The 23,983-nt window shown below is 70.2% G+C and carries 24 protein-coding genes; 13 read left to right on the plus strand and 11 right to left on the minus strand.

The annotated features are described in order from the left end of the window. Nucleotides 1–83 precede the first annotated feature (83 nt). The 4 genes from ASF41_RS01255 to ASF41_RS01270 form a co-directional block, all read right to left on the minus strand. A complete protein-coding gene (locus ASF41_RS01255) occupies nt 84–404 on the minus strand; it encodes a hypothetical protein (protein WP_082487798.1) in 321 nt (106 codons plus the stop codon). Nucleotides 405–615: 211 nt separating this feature from the next. Next, nucleotides 616–843, minus strand: a complete 228-nt coding sequence (locus ASF41_RS01260; RefSeq protein WP_056272751.1) for a hypothetical protein — start codon at nt 841–843, stop codon at nt 616–618. 189 nt (nt 844–1,032) lie between these two features. Next, nucleotides 1,033–2,265 carry an LL-diaminopimelate aminotransferase gene (locus tag ASF41_RS01265; RefSeq protein ID WP_056491189.1) on the minus strand — a complete coding sequence of 411 codons (1,233 nt, stop codon included), beginning with the start codon at nt 2,263–2,265 and terminating at the stop codon, nt 1,033–1,035. 241 nt (nt 2,266–2,506) lie between these two features. Beyond that, complete coding sequence (locus ASF41_RS01270) at nt 2,507–2,833, minus strand: hypothetical protein (RefSeq protein ID WP_056211063.1); 327 nt, start codon at nt 2,831–2,833, stop codon at nt 2,507–2,509. 143 nt (nt 2,834–2,976) lie between these two features. On the opposite strand from ASF41_RS01270, the gene phaC reads away from it, so the two are divergent. Beyond that, nucleotides 2,977–4,782, plus strand: a complete 1,806-nt coding sequence (phaC, locus tag ASF41_RS01275) for a class I poly(R)-hydroxyalkanoic acid synthase (RefSeq protein WP_056490185.1) — start codon at nt 2,977–2,979, stop codon at nt 4,780–4,782. Next, entirely contained in the window at nt 4,779–5,249 is a 471-nt protein-coding gene (locus ASF41_RS01280) for a GNAT family N-acetyltransferase (RefSeq protein WP_244479514.1), read from the plus strand. Before phaC ends, ASF41_RS01280 begins: the two co-directional genes overlap by 4 nt. A 13-nt stretch (nt 5,250–5,262) precedes the next feature. Here ASF41_RS01280 and ASF41_RS01285 read toward each other — a convergent pair whose 3' ends face one another. Then, nucleotides 5,263–6,600: an OmpP1/FadL family transporter gene (locus ASF41_RS01285; protein WP_082503898.1), complete on the minus strand. Its 1,338-nt coding sequence runs from the start codon at nt 6,598–6,600 to the stop codon at nt 5,263–5,265. Between the two features lie 435 nt (nt 6,601–7,035). Between ASF41_RS01285 and ASF41_RS01290 the strand changes: the two genes are divergently transcribed. Both ASF41_RS01290 and bioB read left to right on the plus strand, forming a co-directional pair. Continuing rightward, nucleotides 7,036–7,920, plus strand: a complete 885-nt coding sequence (locus ASF41_RS01290) for a fumarylacetoacetate hydrolase family protein (RefSeq protein ID WP_056490187.1) — start codon at nt 7,036–7,038, stop codon at nt 7,918–7,920. Nucleotides 7,921–7,970: 50 nt separating this feature from the next. Continuing rightward, nucleotides 7,971–8,993 carry a biotin synthase BioB gene (gene bioB / locus ASF41_RS01295; protein WP_056211057.1) on the plus strand — a complete coding sequence of 341 codons (1,023 nt, stop codon included), beginning with the start codon at nt 7,971–7,973 and terminating at the stop codon, nt 8,991–8,993. Between the two features lie 37 nt (nt 8,994–9,030). On the opposite strand, the gene ASF41_RS01300 is transcribed toward bioB, so the two are convergent. From ASF41_RS01300 to mnmA, 4 genes are all read right to left on the minus strand, one after another. Continuing rightward, a complete protein-coding gene (locus tag ASF41_RS01300) occupies nt 9,031–10,521 on the minus strand; it encodes a HAMP domain-containing sensor histidine kinase (protein ID WP_056211055.1) in 1,491 nt (496 codons plus the stop codon). A gap of 186 nt (nt 10,522–10,707) precedes the next feature. Next, entirely contained in the window at nt 10,708–11,517 is an 810-nt protein-coding gene (locus ASF41_RS01305; RefSeq protein ID WP_056490189.1) for a TVP38/TMEM64 family protein, read from the minus strand. Next, on the minus strand, nt 11,514–12,167 hold the full coding sequence (locus ASF41_RS01310; RefSeq protein ID WP_056211051.1) for a class I SAM-dependent methyltransferase: 654 nt from the start codon (nt 12,165–12,167) through the stop codon (nt 11,514–11,516). Before ASF41_RS01310 ends, ASF41_RS01305 begins: the two co-directional genes overlap by 4 nt. 52 nt (nt 12,168–12,219) lie before the next feature. Further along, nucleotides 12,220–13,371: a tRNA 2-thiouridine(34) synthase MnmA gene (gene mnmA, locus ASF41_RS01315; RefSeq protein ID WP_056211049.1), complete on the minus strand. Its 1,152-nt coding sequence runs from the start codon at nt 13,369–13,371 to the stop codon at nt 12,220–12,222. Between the two features lie 275 nt (nt 13,372–13,646). Here mnmA and ASF41_RS01320 point away from each other — a divergent pair, with 275 nt between their 5' ends. From ASF41_RS01320 to ASF41_RS01355, 8 genes are all read left to right on the plus strand, one after another. Beyond that, entirely contained in the window at nt 13,647–15,080 is a 1,434-nt protein-coding gene (locus ASF41_RS01320; protein WP_056490190.1) for a flagellar hook-length control protein FliK, read from the plus strand. An 11-nt stretch (nt 15,081–15,091) separates the two neighbouring features. Then, complete coding sequence (locus tag ASF41_RS01325) at nt 15,092–15,766, plus strand: flagellar hook assembly protein FlgD (protein WP_056211045.1); 675 nt, start codon at nt 15,092–15,094, stop codon at nt 15,764–15,766. A gap of 101 nt (nt 15,767–15,867) precedes the next feature. Continuing rightward, nucleotides 15,868–16,143 (plus strand): DUF1153 domain-containing protein, encoded by a 276-nt coding sequence (locus ASF41_RS01330; protein WP_018044452.1) that lies wholly within the window; start codon nt 15,868–15,870, stop codon nt 16,141–16,143. 226 nt (nt 16,144–16,369) lie between these two features. Beyond that, nucleotides 16,370–17,983, plus strand: a complete 1,614-nt coding sequence (gene fliF, locus ASF41_RS01335) for a flagellar basal-body MS-ring/collar protein FliF (protein ID WP_056211431.1) — start codon at nt 16,370–16,372, stop codon at nt 17,981–17,983. Nucleotides 17,984–18,025: 42 nt separating this feature from the next. Next, on the plus strand, nt 18,026–19,078 hold the full coding sequence (gene fliG, locus ASF41_RS01340; protein ID WP_056211044.1) for a flagellar motor switch protein FliG: 1,053 nt from the start codon (nt 18,026–18,028) through the stop codon (nt 19,076–19,078). Further along, a complete protein-coding gene (locus ASF41_RS01345; RefSeq protein ID WP_056490192.1) occupies nt 19,075–19,674 on the plus strand; it encodes a FliH/SctL family protein in 600 nt (199 codons plus the stop codon). The genes fliG and ASF41_RS01345 overlap by 4 nt, the downstream gene beginning before the upstream one ends. A gap of 40 nt (nt 19,675–19,714) precedes the next feature. Next, complete coding sequence (gene fliN / locus ASF41_RS01350; protein ID WP_056211040.1) at nt 19,715–20,059, plus strand: flagellar motor switch protein FliN; 345 nt, start codon at nt 19,715–19,717, stop codon at nt 20,057–20,059. Nucleotides 20,060–20,126: 67 nt separating this feature from the next. Next, the gene (locus ASF41_RS01355; RefSeq protein WP_056211038.1) at nt 20,127–21,494 is read left to right on the plus strand and encodes a sigma-54 dependent transcriptional regulator; all 1,368 of its coding nucleotides are present in this window, start codon (nt 20,127–20,129) and stop codon (nt 21,492–21,494) included. Between the two features lie 42 nt (nt 21,495–21,536). Here ASF41_RS01355 and ASF41_RS01360 read toward each other — a convergent pair whose 3' ends face one another. Both ASF41_RS01360 and ASF41_RS01365 read right to left on the minus strand, forming a co-directional pair. Continuing rightward, nucleotides 21,537–21,815, minus strand: a complete 279-nt coding sequence (locus ASF41_RS01360) for a hypothetical protein (protein WP_056490197.1) — start codon at nt 21,813–21,815, stop codon at nt 21,537–21,539. A gap of 136 nt (nt 21,816–21,951) precedes the next feature. Beyond that, a complete protein-coding gene (locus tag ASF41_RS01365; RefSeq protein WP_056211034.1) occupies nt 21,952–23,265 on the minus strand; it encodes a hypothetical protein in 1,314 nt (437 codons plus the stop codon). Nucleotides 23,266–23,524: 259 nt separating this feature from the next. Between ASF41_RS01365 and ASF41_RS01370 the strand changes: the two genes are divergently transcribed. After that, nucleotides 23,525–23,902, plus strand: coding sequence for a (2Fe-2S) ferredoxin domain-containing protein (locus tag ASF41_RS01370; RefSeq protein WP_056490200.1), 378 nt, complete (start codon nt 23,525–23,527; stop codon nt 23,900–23,902). The last annotated feature ends 81 nt before the right edge of the window (nt 23,903–23,983 follow it).

Here is a 23,983-nt window from a genome sequence, read left to right on the forward strand (position 1 = left end):
CTCCCCGGCATCGGTCGTGACGGAAGGCGGATCGGTCCCCGAGGACGCGATGACCCCAGGCAGTGCCGCCGGGCCGACCGGCGCTAGCGGAGGGCGGGGCGGACGTAGTCCGGCGGGCCGATGCGGGCCGGCGCCAGGACGAATTCGCGCGGGCGGTGGCGCTGGTTGAGCGGGCCCTCGCTGAGGCCGTCGCTGAAATACTCGGTTCCGGTCAGGCCGAATCCGCCGCCGTTCATCACGCTCGGCACCGGCACCGCCTCGGGAACGTCCGGGATCGGCCGGCCGGAGCTCGGGCTCGTCGGCAGCACCACGGGGCCGTTCGCGCCGAGATAGAGGGTCTGCGCGGAGGCACCAAGGGTGAACCCGAGACCGATCAGGCCAGCAGCGAGGAGGGTCCGCATCATCAGCACCACGATCAAACTCCGGCGGGCAACCTGAAGACCCGGAGGGACGCGCCCGGGGGCATCCTGCCCCAATCCCGCGTTCCTGTCCGTGTCCGTTCGGTCGCGGGAGCGCGACATTCGTCGCTGTCCTGTGGGAAAGCGGCCGCGACGCGCGGCCTCGAGACGTCGACGGCCGGACATCGGCCCGGCCCTGCGACGCGTTCCGGGGGGCTCAGCCCTTGGCGCGGACCACCACCGAACGCTCCTGGAGCGCCGGTTCGCAGGTGGAATAGAAGCCGTTCAGCACGGTCGGCCGCGAGCTGCACTCGTAGCCGAGCGTCGGCTCGGGTGCCGGAACCGGGTCGCGGGCGACGATCGGCTTCGGCGCGCAGGCGCCCGCGGAGGCGCTCAGCACCAGGGCGACGGCAAGGGGCAGGCGACGAAGGGTCAGGCGACGCATACGATCCTCGGGCCTCGGCGAACGCACCGCGCGCAAACAGGAAACGCGGCGCGGCGTCGCTGGGACCCTGCGGAGCGCGCCGCGCCGTGACAAGCGCATCGGTGCGTTTCGGCAAGCTTTGCGGCCGGCTGTCTCCCGGCCGCAACATCCGGGCCCAAGGTTCGGGCCCGAGATCCAGACGAGGGAGCCTCAGCCGGCCTTCGACAGGGACGCCTCGGGCATCGGCACCACGTTGTGCAGCGTCTTGTCCGAGGTCTCGAAGAAGCGCCGGACGTTGCGCGCCGCCTGCCGGATGCGCTGCTCGTTCTCCACGAGCGCGATGCGGACGTAGTTGTCGCCGTGCTCGCCGAAGCCGATGCCGGGGGCCACCGCCACGTCGGACTTCTCGAGGAGGAGCTTCGAGAATTCGAGGCTGCCCAGCGGCTGGTACTTCTCGGGGATCGGCACCCAGGCGAACATCGAGGCCGACGGGGTCGGGATCTTCCAGCCGGTCTTGCCGAAGGACTCGACCAGCGCGTCGCGGCGCTTCTTGTAGATCCCGCGCATCTCGACGATGCAGTCCTCCGGCCCGTTCAGGGCGGCGGTGGCGGCGACCTGGATCGGGGTGAAGGCGCCGTAATCGAGGTAGGACTTCACGCGGGTGAGCGCGGCGAGCAGGCGCTCGTTGCCCACCGCGAAGCCCATGCGCCAGCCGGCCATGGAGAACGTCTTCGACAGGGACGAGAACTCCACCGTGCAGTCGATGGCGCCCGGGATCTCCAGCACGGAGGGCGGCGGATCGCCGTCGAAGTAGACCTCCCCATAGGCGAGGTCCGACAGGATGATGATCTCGTGGCGCTTCGCGAAGGCGACGAGGTCCCGGTAGAAGTCGAGGCTCGCCACGTAGGCGGTGGGATTCGAGGGATAGCAGACCACGATCGCCACCGGCTTCGGGATCGAGTGCTGCATCGCCTTCTCCACCGCGGGGAAGAAGGCGGGCGTCGGCTCGGCCGGCACGGACCGGATGACGCCGCCGGCCATGAGGAAGCCGAAGGCGTGGATCGGGTAGCTCGGGTTCGGCACCAGCACCACGTCGCCCGGCGCCGTGATCGCCTGCGCCATGTTGGCGAAGCCCTCCTTCGAACCCAGCGTCGCCACCACCTGGGTGTCGGGGTTCAGGCTCACGCCGAAGCGGCGCTTGTAATAGTTCGCCTGGGCGCGGCGCAGGCCGGCGATGCCCTTCGAGGCGGAGTAGCGGTCGGTACGCGGACGGCCGGCGGTTTCCACCAGCTTGGCGATGACGTGCTTCGGGGCGTCGAGGTCCGGGTTGCCCATGCCGAGGTCGATGATGTCGGCGCCGTTGGCGCGGGCCTGGGCCTTGATCCGGTTCACCTGCTCGAACACGTAGGGGGGCAGGCGCTTGATGCGGTGGAAGTCGGTCATGGCCTTCACGATGTCCGAGAAAACGAGCGAGAGATACGAATGGGGGCGCGGGGCGGCGAGCGTCACCCGGCGCGAAGCTGTCATCATCCCGAGATGGCGGCGTGGTCTTCTCCGGATGTCCCTCGGGTGGAATCCGGACGTCTTTTGACGGCCTCGCCTGGTGCAGGGCCGTCGCAGAATCCGCACGCTCCCTTCCCGTCTAGCAGTTTTGTGCCCCGACGCCGAACGATATCTGGGGGGCCTACGGCTTGGCGGCCTGGGCCGCGCCCTCGGCGGACCGGCCGCGCGCTTCGTTGCGCCCGCGCGCCGCGACGAGCTCCGCCTCCAGGGCCTTGGTGCCCTCGGGCGTCTTGGCCCGGATCGGCCGGGCCGGGGCAGAGACGCCCACCGGCATGAAGTCGTCGCCGCCGCGGCGGGACTGGGCCACGAAGTCCGGCGCCTTGGCGGGCGGCCCGGCCTCGCCGGTGCCGTAGGCGATCCGCATGGGATTCAGGTCGCCGGAACATCCCGCGAGTAGGAGGGCCACGGCGAGGACCGCGACAAACTGAGAGTTGTGAAGCCCGGACATGGGAGAAGTCGGCCGTTTTGGAGGCGTGCGCTCTGGCGGAACTCCGCGATGGCGCGTTAATTTGTCGGAAACGAGGCCCCCTCGACCGTGCGGCAGGCGTCGTGCGGCCAAAGGTTCGGCCACACTCGGGGAGAGATGCACGCGTGACGACCGAACGGACGACACCGCTGCCCGACATCGAGGCCCTGTCCCGCAACGCGAGCCTGCTGGTCGAGGAATTCGGCCGGGCCGCGTCGCGTTACATGAAGCCCGTGGGCACGCCGGACGCCCTGCCGGTCGAGGCGGTCGAGCCGCCCGAGGAGGTCAAGGACGTGGTCCGCACCCTCGGCAGCGTCGCCGAGACCTGGCTCGCCGACCCGAAGAAGACCGTCGAGGCGCAGACGAAGCTGAGCGAGGCCTTCATCACCCTCTGGGGCTCGACCTGGCAGCGCCTGCAGGGCGAGAGCGCTCCGCCCGTGGCCGAGCCCGAGCCGAAGGACAACCGCTTCGCCCATGCGGAATGGTCCACCAACCCGATCTTCGACTTCATCAAGCAGAGCTATCTCATCACCTCCCGCTGGGCCGAGGGCCTCGTGGACGAGGCCGAGGGCATCGACGAGCACACCCGGCACAAGGCGCAGTTCTACCTGCGCCAGATCACCGGGGCGCTGTCGCCCTCGAACTTCGTGATGACCAATCCGGAGCTGATCCGCCACACCCTCCAAGAGAACGGCGCCAACCTGGTGCGCGGCATGAAGATGCTCGCCGAGGACATCGAGGCCGGCAAGGGGCAGCTCCGGGTGCGCCAGACCGATCCGGCGGCGGGCTTCGAGGTCGGCGTCAACGTCGCGGTGACGCCGGGCGAGGTCGTCTTCCGCAACGACCTGATGGAGCTGATCCAGTACGCGCCGACCACGGAGACGGTGCTCAAGCGGCCGTTCCTGATCGTGCCGCCCTGGATCAACAAGTTCTACATCCTCGACTTGAACCCCTCGAAGAGCCTGATCGCCTGGATGGTCGGCCAGGGCCTCACGGTGTTCTGCATCTCCTGGGTCAACCCGGATGCGCGCCACGCCGACAAGGATTTCGAGAGCTACATGCGGGAGGGCATCGAGACCGCGATCGATGCCATTGGGGTCGCCACCGGCGAGAACGAGGTCGCGGCGGCGGGCTACTGCGTCGGCGGCACCCTCTTGGCCGTGACCCTGGCGATGCAGGCCGCCACCGGCAACAAGCGCATCAAGAGCGCCACCTTCCTGACCACGCAGGTGGACTTCACCCATGCGGGCGACCTGAAGGTGTTCGCCGACGAGGATCAGATCCGCCTGATCGAGTCGCGGATGCAGAAGCGCGGTTACCTCGAAGGCACCGGCATGGCGACCGCCTTCAACATGCTGCGCCCCAACGACCTGATCTGGTCCTACGTGGTCAACAACTACGTCAAGGGCCAGACGCCGATGCCCTTCGACCTGCTGTACTGGAACGCCGATTCCACCCGGATGCCGGCGGCCAACCACTCGTTCTACCTCCGCAACTGCTACCTGAACAACACGCTCGCGCAGGGGAAGATGATCCTCGGCAACGTCCGGCTCGACCTGAAGAAGGTGAAGATCCCGATCTTCAACCTCGCCACCAAGGAGGACCACATCGCGCCCGCCCTGTCGGTGTTCGAGGGCTCCGCGAAGTTCGGCGGACCGGTCGACTACGTGCTCGCCGGCTCGGGCCATATCGCCGGGGTGGTGAACCCGCCGGCCAAGCCGAAATACGGCTTCTGGACCGGAGGGCCGGCCAGGGGCCGGTTCGAGGACTGGATGGCGGCGGCCACCGAGACCAAGGGCTCCTGGTGGCCCTACTGGTTCGCGTGGCTGGAGCACCAGGCCCCCGCCCGCGTCCCGGCACGGGTGCCGGGTGAAGGCGGCCTCGCTTCGCTGGGCCCGGCGCCCGGCACCTACGTGCGCATGAAGGCGTGAACGTCGCCGCGACGGGGTCCGATTGGACGATCCGCCTGGAGGCGGAGCCCGACCCGGGGATGCGGACCGCGATCCTGGCGCCCCTCGTCGCCTATAACGAGGCGCAGGTGCCGGGCGGCGACTGGGGCCTCCTCGCCCTCACGGTGCGGGATGCGGACGGCGCCATCGTCGGCGGCCTCTGGGGCCGGCACGGCTACGGCATGCTCTTCGTGGAGTTGCTGGCCCTGGGGCCGGCGCGCGGGCAGGGCCTGGGACGGCGCCTGATGCGGCAGGCCGAGGCCGAGGCGCGCCGGCGCGGCCTGTCCGGGATCTGGCTCGACACCTGGACGTTCCAGGCCCCCGGCTTCTACGCGCGCCTCGGCTTCACCGAGTGCGGGCGGATCACCGATTATCCGCCCGGCCATGACCGGATCTTCTTTGTGAAGCGCTTCGACGACGGCGGGACCGCAGCGGTTCCGCCGCCCTGAATACCCGGCGCCCTCAGAACTTGCGCACCAGCGGGGCCGGCGCGGCGGCGACGGGCTCCCCGAAGACGTAGCGGAAACCCACCGAGACGATGTCGGCGCTGCTGTCGGCCACGCCCGCGAAGACGACGTTCTGGACGTTGTAGTCGCGGCCGGGGCCGGCCAGGATCCGCCCCTTGTCCACGAAGAAGTGCGAGTAGGCGACGTTGAGGGTCAGCTTCTCGCTCCAGCGGTAGCTTCCGCCGACCGACACGTTCACCCGGTCGCCGTCGGGCAGGCGCACCGACCGGTTCGAGAAGTCGATGGGGGAGGATTCGTAGGCGACGCCGGCCCGGACCGTCAAGGCCGGGGACCAGTCGTACTCGCCGCCGATGGAGTAGGTGTAGCCGTCCTTGTAGTTCAGGGTCAGCGGCGGGGCCGCGGCGCGGGCGCCGGCCGAGACGATGTTGACCAGCCCGAGGCGGCTCCAGTTGTCCCACTCGAAGCCGAGATTGACGCGGGCCACCGGGGTGATCGCCTGGGTGAGGCCGACACTGAGCTTCTCGGGGGTGTTCAGCTTGGCCTTGATGTCGCCGCCCAGCGCCGCCAGGGCCCCGGGCAGGATGAGCTGGCCGCCGATGTCGTGATGGACCGACGAGCGGTAGCCGACGCCGATCGCGGTGCCCTCGAACGGCGTGATCAGGGCGCCCGCGGTGAACCCGACGCCCCAGGAGTCGCCCTTCAGGCCGGAGCTCGGCAGGGCCGCCGGGTTGAAGACCGGGGACGGGATGAAGGCCTGGCGCAGGACGAGCTTGAAATACTCGATGTTCGGGCCGGCGGCGACGGAGAGCCACTCGTTGACCTTGAAGCCGATGACCGGGTTGAAGGCCAGGGAGAAGATGCGGCTCGACCGGCCGTAGAGCTCGCCCGACCAGGTCTGCCGCGGCTTGGTCACGAGGCCGAAGGGCGCGCCGGAGGTGATGCCGACCCAGAGGCGGTCGTTGATCTGGTAGGAGGTCGCCCCGGCCGGAACGATCGCGCCCTGGCCGAGCTCGCCGCTGTCGCCCAGGCGGCCGAAGGCCGGGTTCGTACCCACGTCGGGCGTGATCTTCGCCGACAGGTTGATGAAGGACAGGTTCTGCTCGGTGACCCAACCCGGCCGCATGGTCACGGTGGCGGGGTTCCAGAACATCGAGGAGACGCCGCCGGATCCGGAGGCGGCGCCCGCGAAGGCGAGGCCCTGGGCCTCGGTGCTCTGCTCGCGGATGCCGAAGGCGCCGGCCGAGGCGCCGGCCACGCCGGCGCAGAGGATGGCCGCGGAAACTCCCGATCGCGCGAGGCCGCGCAGAGAACGGCGCCGAATCGTGCCCATCATGACGTCAGACCCATCCCTATTGTTGGTGCTCGTTTGTCCTGTCCCGTTCGGGACGGCCTCGCACCTTGGAAGCGACAATGACGCGAGTGGCGCGACTTCGCAAATCACGGATCTACAAGTAAAACTGTTGGACAATTCGAAAGAAATACTGTATTTGGCGCAATATTGCAGGCCTGGCCGCGCTCTGGCGAGGATGCCGGCAGAATGGTTCACATCTAAACTCTCGTCGACGTGAGTAAGCCGCGCGGGCGAAAAAATGCGCCCGGCGCATCTCCGGACGGAGGTGTGACCTTTCGGCGACAGACCGGTCATGGGCCCGGCGTCCCGGCACGATCGGCCGGTCAGACGGCAGGCCATCCGTCGCCGATTGCCCCTTGCCGCCCGTCCTGCTCCGATCGATGTCAGGCAGGGGACAGCCATGCGGAGGCACGAGCGATGAAACTGGTACGCCACGGCGCGAGCGGAGACGAGAAGCCGGGTCTCATCGATGCGCAGGGTGTCCTGCGCGACCTCTCGGCCCATGTGCGCGACATCGCCGGGCCTGCCCTGTCCCGCGAGACCCTGGAGCGTCTGCGCCGGCTCGATCCGGCGAGCCTGCCGGCCCTGCCGGCGGACACCCGCCTCGGCCCCTGCGTCGGCGGCACCCGCAACTTCGTCGCCATCGGGCTGAACTTCAGCGACCATGCCGCCGAGATCGGCGCCGACATTCCGCCGGAGCCGATCCTCTTCAACAAGGCGCCCTCGTGCCTCGCCGGGGCGAACGACCGGGTCATCCTGCCCAAGGGTTCGGCCAAGACCGACTGGGAGGTGGAACTCGCTTTGGTGATCGGCGCGCGCGCCTCCTACGTGCACGCCAACGAGGCCCTGTCCTACGTGGCGGGCGCCTGCATCTGCAACGACGTGTCCGAGCGCGCGTACCAGATGGAGCGCGGGGGCACCTGGACGAAGGGCAAGGGCTGCCCGACCTTCGGACCCCTCGGTCCCTGGCTCGTCACCCTCGACGAGATTCCCGACCTGAACAATCTCGGCATGTGGCTCGACGTCAACGGCACCCGGATGCAGACGGGTTCGACGGCCACGATGATCTTCGACGCGGCGCAACTCGTCGCCTATGTCTCGCATTTCATGATGCTGGAGCCCGGGGACATCATCACCACGGGCACGCCCCCCGGCGTCGGAATGGCGCGCAAGCCGCCCCGCTTCCTGCGCAGCGGCGACGTGATGACCCTCGGCATCGCCGGGCTCGGCGAGCAGCGCCAGGAGATCATCGCCTTCGACGACTGGACCGCCAAGGTCGCGGCGGGCGAACCGACGCATTGAGGGCGTGCGGCCGGCTTGATTTTCCGGCCGAGATTCGCCTCATGGGGGCTATGACCGACACCCTGGCCCCCCTCGCCGCCCGCGCGGCTCCCGCCTCAGCCGCGATCCGTCACGACTGGACCGTGGCCGAGATTCAGGCGATCCACGACCTCCCGCTCCTCGACCTGGTGTTCCGAGCGGCGGAGGTCCATCGCGCCCACAACGACCCGGCCGACATCCAGCGAGCCAGCCTGCTGTCGATCAAGACCGGCGGCTGCCCCGAGGATTGCGCCTACTGCCCGCAATCCGCCCACCACAAGGGCACCGGCATGGCCCGCGAGCGCCTGATGCCGGTCGATGCCGTGCTGCGGGAGGCGGCCGAGGCCAAGGCGGCGGGCGCCCACCGCTTCTGCATGGGGGCGGCCTGGCGCCAGCCCAAGGACGGGCCGGAATTCGACGCCGTACTGGCGATGGTGCGCGGCGTGCGCGGCCTCGGCATGGAGGCCTGCGTCACCCTCGGCATGCTCTCGCCTGCGCAGGCCGAGCGCCTCGCGGAGGCCGGGCTGACCTCCTACAACCACAACCTCGACACCGGCCCCGACTTCTACGGCGACATCATCTCGACCCGCACCTACGAGGACCGCCTCACCACGCTTCAGAACGTGCGCGATGCCGGCATCGGCGTCTGCTGCGGCGGCATCGTCGGCATGGGCGAGGGGGTGAAGGACCGGGCGAGCATGCTCCAGGTGCTGGCCAACCACGCGCCGCACCCCGAGAGCGTGCCGATCAACGCGCTCGTGGCGGTGGAGGGCACGCCCCTGGAGGACCGCCCCGCCGTCGACCCCCTCGACCTCGTGCGGATGTGCGCCACCGCCCGCATCGTGATGCCCCGCGCCCGCGTGCGCCTCAGCGCCGGCCGCAAGGGCCTCACCCGCGAGGCGCAGATCCTCTGCTTCCTCGCCGGGGCCAACTCGATCTTCTACGGCGAGCGGCTGCTGACCACGGCGAACAACGAGACCGATTCGGATGCCGAGCTCCTGCGCGACATCGGCATCACCGTACCGGGCCTGACCCTGGCGGCGGCAGCGGAGTAGCGCCCGCCCGTTCGGTCCGCCATCCGGCGACGTCGACTCAGGCGACGGCGGCGTCCGGGATGGTGATGCGGAAGCAGGTGCCGATCGCGGTGTCGTCGAGGCTGAGGCGCCCCCCGTTCAGCTCGATCAGCTCCGACGCGATGGCGAGGCCGAGGCCGGTGCCGCCGGAGCGCGACGAGCCCTTGAACGGGGAGAACAGGTGCTCGCGGGCCCGGGGCGGCAGGCCGGGGCCGTTGTCGGCCACGAGGATCGTCGTCTCGCCGGCGCCGGGCTGGCCCTGGCGGCGGGCCCGGATGGTGATCTCGGGGTTCTCCTGGGACGGCGCCTCGTAGCCGGCCCCCTGCGGGCTCAGGGCCTGCACGGCGTTCCGGACGATGTTGGCGAGCGCGCGCGAGAACTGATCCGGGTCGACGAAGATCCGGAGCTCGGTCGGACAGAGTTCGCGGATGACGATCTTCGAATCGCGCCCGCGCCCGGCCAGGTCCGCCTGCTCGGCGACGATCTGGGCGATGGGGACGAGGCGGCGGTTCGGGTTGCGCTCCGTCGCCCGCCCGTAGGCCAGAGTTTCCTCGCAGAACCGGATCGCCCGATCCAGCGTCGCGACGAGGCGGGGGGCCACCCGCTGGGCGACGGGATCGGCGACGCCGTCGAGGCGGTCGCTGAGGAGTTGCGCCGTCGTCAGCAGGTTGCGCAGTTCGTGGTTGATCTTGCTCACCGACAAGCCGAGGCCGGCCAGCCGCCGCTTCTCGCGCAGCTCGCTCGCGAGCGCCGTCTCCATGCGGGCGAGCGCGATCTCGGCATGGCCGATCTCGTCCGTGCGCCGCGAGGGCACGATCACGCCGTCGATCGCTTCCGGATCGTCGGCGAACCCCGTGATGTTCTGGACGAGGCGCCGGACCGGCCGCACGATCACCCGCTGCAGGACGAGGAAGATCAGGCCCGCGACGGTCGCCGCGAGGGCCAGGGAGGACAGAGCCAGCCGGATCGAGAAATCCGCCACGGCCTCCCGCAGGGGGTGGGGATCCATCAGGATCTCCACGAGGTCGAAGCCGTCGCGGCCGTGCCCGATCACGCGGATCGGATCGCCCGATTCGGTCAGGAGCGTCCGGGCGACGCCGTTGATCGACCGGATCCAATGCTCCGACCGCAGGTCGATGGTGTCCGAGACCGTGTCCGGGACGGGTTCGTTGGCGAGGAGCCGGCGGGTCCCGTTGCCGCGCACCGCGATGGCGCGCGCGCCCGCACCCGCGAGCAGGCGCTGGGACAGCCCTTCCGAGACCTGCTGGTCGGGGGCCGCGTCGAGGACGAGGGCGGCCACCTGGGCGGCGGCGATCCGGTCCGACAGCCACATCCGGCGGTAATTCGCCACCGTCGGGACGTAGATCAGCACCTCGATCAGCGCCACGAACGCCACGGTGAGCAGGAAGAGCCGACCGGACAGGCCGAGATGCCGGCCGAGACCACGGGCGGCCACGGGGTTCGTGGCGGTCGCCTCCTGCTGAATTTCGACGCGCGACGTCACACCCATCTCGGTACTTGGCGTTTCCGGTGTCCTAACGGCGCGGCGGGTGACGGCGTGAACCCGATCTGGAGAGTGATCCAGTGGCGTTTTCAGGGCGACGGCTCGGAGCGCGATTGCCCACCAACGCTCCGCACCGCATTAGGCTGCGTCCGGAGATACAACTTTTTAGATCAGGTGTCTGGCCAAATTCGATCAGGATTCTAGCCGGCGCCGCGCCTGGAGGCGACGTCGTAGGAATACCGAGATCAGGGCCAGGGCGGCCAGGGCGCCCAGGCCGAGCACCATCTTGGGGGTGATGAGCGCGCGCAAAGTCAGGGCGTTCTCGCAATCGAGGCCGTCGGCGGCGAGGCATGCCGCCTTGGCGGTCTCGTGCGCCAGCACCACGTCCTCGATCGCCGCGCCGGTGGCGGCGTACACGAAGGCCCCCGGCAGGAGGCCGACCAGGGTCGCCAGCACGAAGGTGCTGCGCCGCACCCCGAAGGCGGCCGGGGCGAGGTTGGTCATCCAGAACGGAAAGATCGGCAGCAGGCGCAGGAAGGCGATGTAGCCGAAGGCGTCCTCGCGAAAGCCCGCCGCGAGGCCCGCTAGGCGGGGACCGGCCCGACGCAGGAGCAGGTCGGAGGCAGCCCCGCGCCCGATGGTGAAGACGATGGCGGCCCCCGTGGTGGCCGAGGCGACGGCGACGAGGGCGCCGGGCACGATCCCGAACAGGAATCCGCACAGCATCGTCAGGAAGAGCGAGGCCGGCACCGACACCACCACGGCCCCGACATAGACGAGGTAGGCGACCACCATCGCGCGGAAGCGATCCTCGGCCACCCAGGCGTTGAGCCAGGCCCGGGAGGCGAGCAGCCGGTCAAGGCTGAGGAGATGCGAGGGGCCGGAGGCCAGCACGGCCAGGGAGGCGCAGACGAGGAGCAGCAGCGGTCCCCAGCGGAGGAGGCGCTTCAGCCGGCTCGGCGCTCCGGCGGGTCCGGCGGGCGGAGGCGTCGGCGCGCTCACCCGCGCTTGCGCATCCGCAGGATCTTGAAGAACCCGCCCGGGAAGGTCGGCGCGACGCCGATGAACTCGACCCCATGGGCACGGGCCCAGGCCTCGATCCGGCTCGCCTTGAAGTCGGAGGACCAGCCGATCTTCGTACAGAGCGGCGCCACGATCTCCTCGACTTTGGCCACGGGCCCGGTGTCCTGGCCGAAATGATTGGCCAGCACGATCTCGCCGCCCGGCCGGATCACGCGGAGGAACTCGGAGAGGGCGGCCTCGGGATCCGGCACCAGGGTGATGAGGAACTGCGCCACCACGGCGTCGAAGCTCGCATCGGCGTAGCCGAGGCGGCAGACGTCCATCACCTGGAGGCCGCGCACGTGGCGCAGGCCGCGGCGCAGAATCTTGGCGCGCGCGCGCTTCAGCATGTCCTCGGAGAGGTCGACGCCGCAGACGAAGCTCGTCGGGGGGTAGTAGCCCAGCGACAGGCCGGTGCCGACGCCGGCCTCGAGGATGCGCGGGCCGCAGGCGACGGCGGCGTTCACCGCGTCGCGGGCGGCCGGCTCCGTCAGCTTGTCGTAGACCACGTCGTAGACCGGCGCCCAGCGCGCATAGGCCTTGCGCATCAGGGCGGTGCTCGGACCGGCCTCCCGCGGCTCGCTCAGCATGTCGATCTCGTCGTCCTGTTGGGGGATGGGGTTCGTTCGGGCCGTGATCCGGTCAGGCCGCTTCGGCCGCGCCGGTCGCCAACGCGTCGATGCGCCGGATGGTGCCACCGCCGAGGACCCGGGCGCGCGGGCCGTCATCGGCGTAGAGCACGCAGGCCTGTCCGGGCGAGACGCCGTCCTCCGGGGTGGCGAGGACGATCTCGGCGCCGTCGCCCGACGCATCGCGGCTCAGGAGGGCCGGTCGCGGCTCCCGGGTCGAGCGCACGCGCACCGCCACCGGCAGGTTCTCCACCGGCCCCGCGTCGCCGAGCCAGTTCAGGTCGGTGATGCGGATGCGGCTGGTGGCGAGCGCCGCGCGCGGCCCGACCACGACCCGGGCGGTGTCGGGCTCGAGGCGGATGACGTAGAGGGGCTCGCCCACCGCGAGGCGCAGGCCCCGGCGCTGGCCGACGGTGTAGTGGATGATGCCCTCGTGCTGCCCGAGCACCCGGCCGCCGAGATCGACGATCTCACCGGCCCGGGCCGCGTCCGGCCGCAGCCGCGCGATCACGTCGGCGTAGCGCCCCTGGGGCACGAAGCAGATGTCCTGGCTGTCGGCCTTCTCGGCCACGGCGAGGCCGAGGTCGCGGGCGAGGCGCCGGGTCTCGTCCTTCGGAAGCTCGCCCAGGGGGAAGCGCAGGAAGTCGAGCTGTTCCGCCGTGGTGGCATAGAGGAAGTAGCTCTGGTCCCGGGCCGGATCGAGGGCGCGGTAGAGCCCGCGTCCGCCGGAGGCCTCGGGCCGGCTCGCCACGTAGTGCCCGGTGGCGAGGCAATCGGCCTCCAGGTCCCGGGCGGTGCGCAGCAGGTCGCGGAACTTGATCGAGCGGTTGCACTCGACGCAGGGGATCGGCGTCTCGCCGGCGAGGTAGCTCTCGGCGAAGCGGTCGATCACCGATTCCCGGAAGCGGTCCTCGTAATCGAGGACGTAATGGGGAATGCCGAGGGTCTCGGCCACCCGGCGCGCGTCGTGGATGTCCTGGCCGGCGCAGCAGGCCCCCTTGCGATGGGTGGCGGCGCCGTGATCGTAGAGCTGAAGCGTGATGCCGACGACGTCGTAGCCCTGCCGCTTCAGGAGCCCGGCCACGACGGAGGAATCGACGCCGCCCGACATGGCGACGACGACGCGCGTCTCGTGGGGAGCCTTGGGAAGATCGAGGGAATTCATCGCGCCAGACTGTGCCGGGAGGGACCGGTCCGGCCCCGCGCGTGAGTCTATAGCCATCCTCGGGCGCGAGTTCCAGGGAGGCCGATGCGCCGGGTGTGTCCCCGCGCATGGCGGCGGCGGTCGGGCCAAAGCTGCCGGGCGCCCGGCAGGATTTGCCCCCTTGCACCGGCGCGGGACGGGGTCTCAGAGAAAAAGACTTTTCTCTACAGTGGCTTGCGTTCCGCGCGCGCTGGCCCGCACCTTGCGGAGGGATGCGGCGGAGAGGATTGTCGCCCATGGCCGTCTCATCGATCGATTGGAACGCACTATCCCGGCGCACGGCTTCGCCGGGCGCGGTTCCGTCGCGGGGATCGGCCGCCACCACCTTCCGGCTCGACCCGCCCGCGCCCGACCCTCGTCCGCGGGCCGCGGAGGCCCATGCCCGGGACGACCGTGCGGCGGCCGATGCCCGCAGCGACCGGATCGCCTCCCAACGGGCCAACGACGCTGCAGCGAACCGCGAGGCGGCGCAGGCCCGCGACACCGCGAAGGCCGCAGCCGAGGCGCGTCAGGTCGAAGCGCGCGCGCTCAAGGCGGACGGGGCCAAGGCGGACGGGGCCAAGGCGGAGGGGGCGAAGGCGGACGGGGCCAAGGCGGGCAGCAACAGGACGGGCGCGGCCGGCGCCGAGGCCCGCGGCGGACCCGTCCCCGCCCGTCCCGGAGCATCGGACGCGGCGCGGGGCCCGCGCGACGCGACGAACGCATCACCCGGGGCGAGCGCGCGCCAGGACACGACCGCGCCGGCCGAGAGCGACGCAGCCACCGGCGCCACGACGGCCGGGGAAGCCGCCTCCGCCGACCCGTCGGAGAAGACCGAGGCCACCGCGCAAACCGGGACCGCGACGCCGATCCTGCTCCTGCCGACTGCCCCACCGCCCACCGCCCTGGCTTCCGCCGCGCAGGGCGCCGCTGCGGCCGGGCCCGGCGGCGCGGTTCCCGCCGACGCGTCCGGGACCGCTGCGCCGGTCGTGGCCGTGGGCACGAACCACGACGGGAGCGCGGCCCGGGGGCTGCCCGGCCTGCAGGTCCAGGCGCCCGCCGGCCGTGGCGACGGGTCCGAGAGCGGTGAGCCGGGCAACGGCAAGCCGCAGGGCGATCTCGCCGCCGCCCTCGCCCCGGCCTCGGACGCCGCCGCACGCACCGACCTGACGCCCGCCGCCCCGGCGGCGCCCGCGCCGGCGCACGCGAAGGCAGCGGAGGCGGCCGCCCCCGGCGCGCCGGGCGCGCCCGCACCGGCGCCGGTGCCCCTCGGCGCCGTGCCGATGACGATCGGCCTGCGCTCCCTCGCGGGCAGCAACCAGTTCGAGATCCGCCTCGATCCGAAGGATCTCGGCCGCATCGACGTCAACCTCGACATCGACAAGGAGACCGGCGCGGTCCAGGCGCGTCTGGTCGTCGACCGCCCCGAGACCCTGGCGCTGCTGCAGCGCGACGCCGGCAACCTGCAGCAGGCCCTGGCCCAGGCCGGCCTGAATCCCGGCGACGGCAGCATCAACCTCTCGCTCCGCGGAGACGGTCCGTCTGACGACCGACAGAGCGGCGCCGGTTCCGATGGGCAGCGGTCCGAGACGGGCCGGAGCGCCCGTGCCGACACACCCGATCCGACTTCCCTCGCCGCCGTTCCGATGCGCCGTTACGGCGCCCTCCTCGGCATCGACATCCGCATCTGAGGAACCCGATCATGGCTTCAGGCATCACCGGCGCTTCGAGTACCACCGCGTCGAGCGGAACGACCAAGACCTCGCAGCAGGAGCTCGCCGGGAATTTCACCCAGTTTCTGACGCTGCTGACCACGCAGCTGAAGAACCAGAATCCCCTCGACCCGATGGACACCAACCAGTTCACCCAGCAACTGGTGCAGTATGCCGGCGTGGAGCAGCAGCTGAAGTCCAACGACCGCCTGGACTCGATCCTGAGCAATGCGAAGTCGTCGAGCGCCGCCTCGGCCACGGGCTTCATCGGCCAGACGATCACGGCGGACGGCAAATCCACGGCCCTCAAGGACGGCGCCGCGAGCTGGACCCTGACGCCAGCGCGGGCGGCCAAGCAGGCGACGATGACGATCAGCGACGCCAAGGGCAACGTGGTGGCGACGCAGACCAAGGCCCTCACCGCGGGCGAACAGGCCTTCACCTGGGACGGCCGCTCGTCCAGCGGCTTCACCGCGCCCAACGGGACCTACGCGATCAAGGTCGATGCCGTGGACGCCACGGGGGCGAAGGTCACGGTCGACACCAAGGTGAGCGGGACCGTCGACAGCGTCGATCTCAGCGGCTCGGAGCCGGTGCTGATGGTCGGCAAATCACGGGTTCCGGTCTCCACCGTTCAGGACATCGGCGCCGGGTTGTCCACATGACGAACAGGGCGAATCCAATGCGAACGATCCGCTTCAAGATATCTTAAGTGGGCACAAGTAGCTTCCAATCTCGACAGGTCAGTCGAGTTGTAGAGCGTATCATGACCGAACCAAGCCGCCCGAGAGTTAAGTACGTCATCGGGCCTGATGGAAGTCCGTTAACCATCGCGGACCTTCCGCCGACCACGACCCGGCGATGGGTGATCCGTCGCAAGGCCGAAGTGGTCGCCGCCGTAAGAGGCGGATTGCTCAGCCTCGAAGAGGCCTGCCAGCGCTACACCCTCACCACCGAGGAGTTCCTGAGCTGGCAGTTCTCCATCGATCAGCACGGTCTGGCCGGCCTGCGCACCACGCGCATCCAGCACTACCGCCACTGAGCCGGGCGATGGCCGGGGTCTCCGTCGGACCCCGTCGCCGCCCCTCCCGAACCCGGAAGCCGCGTCCCCTCACCCGGGCGCGGCTTTCGCGTTTTGCGGTCTTCCCGGGTGGCGCCGACACCCCTTCGTTCAGGATCGTTAACTCGACGCTAACCACGACCCAGGCAAATTTTGCCGAGCGGGTGCCGGCAGTCCGGCGCCGCGTCTCGGGTGGGTGCGTCGCGTCGTGAAACCGGTCCTCGACCTCGTGACCAAGTTGGGCCCGGCGCGCCTGGCCGCCATGGCCGCCGTCACGATGACGCTGATCGGCTTCTTCGCCTTCGTGATCCTGCGTGTCTCGAAGCCCGACATGGGCGTGCTCTTCGCCGACCTGTCGATGTCGGATTCCTCTGCCGTGATCCGTGACCTCGACGCGCGCGGCATCAAGTACGAGACCAAGGGCGACGCGGGCCAGACCATCCTCGCCCCCCGGGCCGACCTGCCCCGCCTGCGCATGGACCTCGCCGGCAAGGGCCTGCCGAGCGCCGCCGGCGTCGGCTACGAGATCTTCGACAAGGGCGACGCCTTCTCGTCCACCAACTTCGTCCAGAACGTGAACCACCTGCGCGCCCTGGAGGGCGAGCTGTCCCGCTCCATCCGCGCCATCGGGCGGGTCCAGGCGGCGCGCGTCCACCTCGTGATCCCCGAGCGACGGCTGTTCGAGCGCGACCGGGAGATGCCGAGCGCCGCCATCGTGCTCAAGCTGATGGGCGACCTCGACCCCTCCCAGGTGCGCGCCATCCGCCACCTCGCGGCCTCCGCCGTCGAGGGCCTGAAGCCGGAACGGGTCTCCATCGTCGACGAGCGCGGGCGCCTGCTCGCGGACGGCGCCCGCGGGGCCGAGGCCGAGACCGGCGCCGGCATGGAGGAGAAGCAGGTCGGCATCGAGCGCCGCCTGCGCGCGCAGATCGAGGAGATCGTCGCCGGCATCGTCGGCGCCGGGCGCGCCCGAATCCAGGTCAGCGCCGAGCTCGACCTGAACCGCATCGAGAGCCGGTCCGAGAGCTTCGACCCCGAGAGCCGGGTGGTGCGCTCGACCCAGACCCGCACCGAGAATTCGCTGACGGGCGGTGCCGAGGGCGCGGTCAGCGTCGGCAACGAACTCCCGGGCGCCAATCAGCCCGGCCAGACGCCGACCCAGAAGGATTCCACGAACAAGAACGAGGAGACCACGAATTACGAGATCTCCCGGGTGACCAAGACCGAGGTCGCCGAAGGCGGCCGGATCAAGCGCCTCTCCGTGGCGGTGGTGGTGGACGGCGCCTACGTGCCCGGCCCGGACGGCAAGCCCGTCTACCAGGCCCGCCCGGCCGCCGAGGTCGACCGCATCGCCGCCCTGGTGCGCTCGGCCATCGGCTTCGACAAGGCGCGCGGCGATCAGGTCGAGGTGGTGAACCTCCGCTTCGCCGAGACGCCGGTCCCGGCCGAATTCGCCGAGCCGTCCCTGGTCCAGTCGCTGCTCTCTCCCTCCAAGGAGGAGATCATGCGGATCGTCGAACTCGGCGTGCTGACGATGCTGACCCTGATCGTCCTGATGGCGGTGGTGCGCCCGCTCCTGAAGAAGGTGCTGGCCTCGGAGCCGATCCAGATCGCCCTGGTCTCGGGTGCCGGAGCGGCCGGAGCGGTGGCGGGCGGCGAGGCGCTGATGGTGGCGCCCGACAACCCGACCGCCCGCCTCGTGGATTTCGCGCAGCTCAACGGCAAGGTCCAGGCCGAGACCGTCCAGCGCGTGGTCGACATGGTCCGTGCCAGCCCGAGCGAGACCGTGGAAGTGCTCCGCAACTGGATTCACGAGAGCTGATGCGCGTCCTGTCCCCCCTCCCCACCGTGAGGCGTTGAGACCATGTCCTCGGGATTGAACCTCCAGGCGGAACTCGCCAAGGGCGGCAACGGCGCCTTCGGCGCCATGACCGGGGCCCAGCGCGCCGCCGCGCTCCTGCTCCTCCTCGGGGAGAGCGAGGGCGCGCCGATCTGGCAGATGCTCGACGAGGACGAGGTGAAGCTCGTCTCGCACGCCATGGTGCAGCTGGGCTCCCTCGAGGCCGAGACGGTCGAGAAGCTCATCGTCGACTTCGTGTCCCGCCTGTCCTCCGGCGGCGGCATCACCTCGAACTTCGAGCGGACGGAATCCCTGCTCCTCAAGATCTTCCCGTCCGAGCAGGTCTCCTCGATCATGGCGGAGATCAAGGGCGCCTCGGGCAAGCGCGTCTGGGCGAGCCTGACCCAGATCGATCCCGAGATCCTCGCCTCCTTCCTGCGCAACGAGTACCCGCAGACCGTCGCGGTGGTGCTCTCCAAGGTGCGCTCGGACTACGCGGCCCGGGTGCTCACCATCCTCCCCGAGGACTTCGCCATCGACGTCCTGAACCGGATGCTGCGGATGGAGACCGTGCAGAAGGAGGCCCTGCGCCACATCGAGGAGACCCTGCGGGTCGAGTTCGTGTCGACCATCGCGCAGACCACGCGGCGCGACGCCCACGAGCTGATGGCCGACGTCTTCAACGCCTTCGACCGGCAGACGGAAGGCCGCTTCCTCACCGCCCTCGACCAGGCCAATCGCGGCTCGGCCAAGAAGATCCGCCAGCTGATGTTCACCTTCGAGGATCTGCTGAAGCTCGATGCCGGCAGCGTCCAGACCCTCCTGCGCAAGGTCGACAACGAGACCCTGTGCCGGGCCCTGAAGGGCGCCGACGACCGGGTGCGCAACTTCTTCCTGAAGAACATGTCCACCCGCGCGGCCAAGAACATCACCGACGAGATGGGCTCCCTCGGCCCGATCCGCCTGAAGGACGTCGACGAGGCGCAGGCCAAGATGACCGAGCTGGCCAAGGAACTCGCCGAGAAGGGCGAGATCATGATCGCCAAGTCGAGCGGCGAGGAGGAGCTGGTCTATTGAACGCGCGCCGCTTCCTCTTCGACACCGACTTCCGGCCCCGGCCCGACAACCCGGTCGCCGCCAAGGAGGCGGCCGCCCTGGCGGAGACCGTGGCGCGCGCCGAGGCCGAGGGCTACGCGCGCGGCCTGCGCGAGGGCCAGGCCCTGGCCGAGCAGCAGATCCAGGCGCGCCTGTCCGACGCCCTCACCCGGGTGGGCCTCGCGGCGGCGGGCCTGATCGGGCAATCGGACGCCCGGGACCGGGCGCGCGAGGACGAGGCCCTCGACTTCGCCATCCTGCTCGCCCGCAAGATCGCCGGCGAGGCCCTGGACGCGCAGCCCCTGGCGGCGATCGGCGACGCGGCCCGCGCCGCGCTCCAGCACCTGCGCGGCGTCCCCCACCTCGTCGTCCGGGTGCACGAGAGCCTGGTCGACGACTCCGAGGCCCTGGTGAAGCGGCTCGCCCGCGAGCGCGGCTTCGAGGGCCGCCTCGTGGTCCTCGGCGAGCCCGATCTCGCGCCGGGCGATGCCCGCATGGAATGGGCCGATGGCGGCGTCGTCCGGGACCGGGCCCAGATCGAAGCCGCGGTGCTCTCCGCCCTCGGACTTCCAGCCTGAACCGCCCGCCCGACCCGAACTCAGCCCGAGAAACCTCCGCATGTCCGACGATTTCAGCCTGCCCCAGCTCAACGGCTTGGATGCCTCCTTCGACGGCCTCGGCACCGAGTCGATCCGCGAGACGCCCACCACGCCCAAGAGCGCCGCCGACCTGGAGCAGGTCTTCGACGTGCCGGTGGTGGTCTCGGCGGTGCTCGGCTCCTCGCGCATGCCGATCGGCGACCTGCTCCGGCTTCAGCCCGGCGCCGTGCTCGAGCTCGACCGCAAGGTCGGCGAGGCCATCGACATCTTCGTGAACAACCGCCTCGTGGCGCGCGGCGAGGTGGTGCTCGTCGAGGATCGCCTCGGCGTCACGATGACCGAGATCATCAAGAGCGACCACTGACCCCCCCCTCGCCTTCCCGGCTGCCGCGCCCCCCGCGCGAAGCCGACCCTGACGGAGACCCTGAGCCATGCGGCTTCTCATCATCGGACGGCTCAACGGCGAGCTGATCACCGCCTCCAAGATCGCCATGAACCGGGGCGCGGCCGTCACCAATGCCGAGAGCCTCGCCCAGGGCCTCGCGGTGCTGCGGGCCAAGGGCGCCGACCTCATCATGATCGACGTGGCCCTGGCGATCCGCGATCTGGTCACGGCCCTGGCCGAGGAGCGCATCCGCACCCCCGTCATCGCCTGCGGCGTCGCCACGGACGCCAAGGCGGCGGTGGCCGCGATCCAGGCCGGCGCGCGGGAATACATCCCCCTGCCCCCCGATCCCGAGCTGATCGCGGCGGTGCTGCAGGCGGTCTCCGAGGACGGGCGCGCCTTCGTCTGGCGCGACGCCTCCATGGAGAAGGTGGTCAAGCTCGCCGAGCAGGTGGCCCGCTCGGAGGCGTCCGTGCTCATCACCGGCGAGAGCGGCACGGGCAAGGAGGTCCTGGCCCGCCATCTCCACGGCAAGTCGAACCGGGCCAACCGGCCCTTCGTCTCGGTGAACTGTGCGGCGATTCCCGAGGCGCTGCTGGAATCCGAGCTGTTCGGCCACGAGAAGGGCGCCTTCACGGGCGCCGTGGCGCGCCGCATCGGCCGCTTCGAGGAGGCCCATGGCGGCACGCTCCTCCTCGACGAGATCTCCGAGATGGACGTGCGGCTGCAGTCGAAGCTCCTGCGCGCCCTTCAGGAGCGGGTGATCGACCGGGTCGGCGGGACCGCGCCGGTCAAGGTCGACATCCGCGTGCTCGCCACCTCCAACCGCAACCTGGTGGAGGAGGTCCGCAAGGGCACCTTCCGCGAGGATCTCTACTACCGGCTGAACGTCGTGCACCTGCGCCTGCCGCCCCTGCGCGAGCGCCCCGCCGACATCCTCGAACTGGCGGCGCATTTCGCCCGGAAGTACGCCGAGGTGAACGGCGTACCGGTGCGGCCCCTCAGCGCCGAGGCCCAGGGCCTGATGCGCGCCAATCCCTGGCGCGGCAACGTCCGCGAACTCGAGAACACCCTGCACCGCGCGGTGCTCCTGGCCGCGGGCCCCGAGATCGGACCCGACGCGATCCTGACCCCGGAGGGCGACAGCATCGCACCGGTCTCGGCCGGGCCGGCCGAGCGCGCCGCCCGGGTGGCGGAGGCCGCCACGCGCGGCCTCGTGGGGCAGACGGTGGCGCAGGTCGAGTGCGACCTCATCCTCGACACCCTGGACCATTGCCTCGGCAACCGGACGCATGCCGCCAGGATCCTCGGCATCTCGATCCGCACCCTGCGCAACAAGCTCAACGAGTACGTCGAGGCCGGCCTGTCGGTGGCCGAGCCCGGCAGCGTCCGGGCCGTGGCCGCCTATGGCTGATCGCGGGAGCTGAAAAGCCCGGGTCGCCCCGACGGGCGGACCTCAGCGGCCGTTGTTGGCGCGCTCGGCGGCCATCTGGGCCTCGTGGGCGCGCTCGAGCTTCTCCATCGAACGGAACCGGGCGATGTCGGCTTCGACGTCGCGGATCGTCTCCTCGACGAGATGCTGCTGCAGCGCGCTGCGCGGATCGTTCGCCTCCAGGCCGTCGCGGGCCTGCAAGCGCTCGACCGCCTGCTTGACGACGCTGTAGACCGCTTCCCGCTCCGTGCGGGACATGGCGGGATTGACCGCGCGGGCGATGAGATCGGTGAATTCGGACATGCGTGCTGGCGGGAACGACCGGGGCGTGGGACGGGCTGGAGTCCGTCGGGTTCATCCTGGACCCGGCAGACGCTCGATGTCTTTTCTGTCGTTTGTCTTCTCGGGATAGCGGGTTTCCGCCGATCCCTGACAAACTCTAGAGGCGCTGGTCGTTGACGCCCGCGAGGATGAGGGCGATCGAGCTCCAGACTACCAGGCACCCGAAGAAGACGACCATGATGCTGTAGCCGCGCTGCGGGAAGATCGAATCGTCGGGCAGGGCCGGTTCGACGAACGTTGCCAGGTAGATCTGCTGCTTGTTGGCAGCGATGCGGGCCCGGTCCACCATCAGGTTCGCGGATTCGTTGAGCTTGGTGGCGATGACGCGCTCGACCTGCAGGCCCTCGTATTCGAGGAGCGCGCGGGTCATGTTGTTCGCGGCGTTCGAGCCCGACAGGCCGTCGCTCGTGAGCTGGTCGGTCAGCTTCTGGATCTGCTGATCGAGGGCCGCGACGGTGGACGCCAGGTTCTGGATGCTGCGGGACTTCTCGTCGAGATTGGAGCCGCGCAGGACCGCGAGGTCGGACTCGGCCTTGAGCCGGTCCTTCCGCAACGTGCCGATCGTCGTCAGGGTGGACTCGGCGGCCTTGGCCGGATCGATGATGCCCCAGCGATTCCGGAAGACCTGGAGCGCCATGTGGGCGTTGCGCAGGCGCTCCTGCGCCTTCGTCGCCTCGGCCTCCGCATGCTTGACCATGTCGGCCTGGGCTCGGCGGGAGATGTCGTTGATGAGCGCCTCGCTTCGCGCCACGACCCCGCGATTGATCGCCAGGGCATCCTCCGGCGTGAAGGCGCGCACGCTCAGCGTGATGATGCCGGAGAGCACCTCGATCCGCGTCCCGACATGCTTGTTCCAGTACTTGACCAGTTCCTCCATGGACTGATCGACCCGGTAGCGCGTCCAGAAATCCGCTTCCGGCCGCGAGAACATCTGCGAGATGTGGAGGCTCTCTTCCATCTTGGCGACGATCGCGCGGCTCTCGACGAAGTCCCGGATGATGAAGCTGTCCTGGCTGTTGTGCTTCATGATCAGGTCGGAGAACTGCCCGCCCGAGCTTTCTTCCATCGGTTCGACATTGCCGCGCACGGCGAATTGCGACACGGCCACGTACTGATCGGCCGCGAAGGCGTAGAAATAGATCCCCGCCAGGACCGTCGGCAGCAGGACGAAGACGCCGAACTGGCGCAAAAGACTGCCGACCAGATTCTTCGGCTTGCTCGGCGGCGGCCGCAGGCCCGGGAGCTGGCGCCAGTCCAGCCGCTCCTGCGCCCGGCGCAGGAGGGCCGGGACGCGGCTCCGCGAAACGGGATCGACCGTTTCGGCGTTGCGGCGCAGATCCGGCAGGGAACGCAGGGCGATATCGATCACCCCCCGCACGCGGTCGGTCTGCTTGACCTCGTCGGCCTTCATGATTTCCGGTTCCCGAGGCTCGGCGCGATCAGGGCTGATGGCGGACGCAGCATCATGGGCGGCGAGTCTGCCCGAGCCTGATGACGATGCATATGGTCACGCCTGGGGAGCCCTCTCGCCGTCCTCGTGTTGAACCCGACGAATCCTTCATTTTTCGGCCCTTTTTAAGGCGCGTCGCCCTGGTGGCGGGGCCTGGGTGCGGGGGGGTCGGCGCATCGGGCTTTCGGCGCATGGGGCCGCAGGGGACATCGGGGACGGCATGGATGACACGGACAGGGAGGCGGCCCGCCCGGCGCGGATCCGCATGGCGCGGGCCGGGTTCACGGAACTCGTGCTGGTCTGCAGCAAGTGCGTCAAGCGCCAGGGCTTGAAGAAGGGCTCGGTGCGGCAGCAGCTCAAGAGCGAACTCAAGCGGCGCCTCACGGCGCGCAAGCCGCGCGTGGTCGAGGTCGGGTGCCTTGGCCCCTGTCCCAAGCGTGCCCTCGCGGTGATCACGGCGGACAGCCTCGCCAAGCAGCGCATCCACCTGCTTGACCCGCAGGCCACGCCGGCCCAATCCGTGGAGGCGCTGTTCCCCGATTTCGGCCCCAAAGGCCGCCTAGACCTGCCGGACGCTGCGGAATCGCCGCACCGCTAGGGCGGTGCCGCGCGCCGGAACGGGAAGCCGGGATCGTCGTCCCGGCGCGACGGATGCGGGAGCGGGGAATCCTTGAAACGG

It is taken from the genome of Methylobacterium sp. Leaf111, assembly GCF_001423285.1.
Taxonomy (GTDB): domain Bacteria; phylum Pseudomonadota; class Alphaproteobacteria; order Rhizobiales; family Beijerinckiaceae; genus Methylobacterium.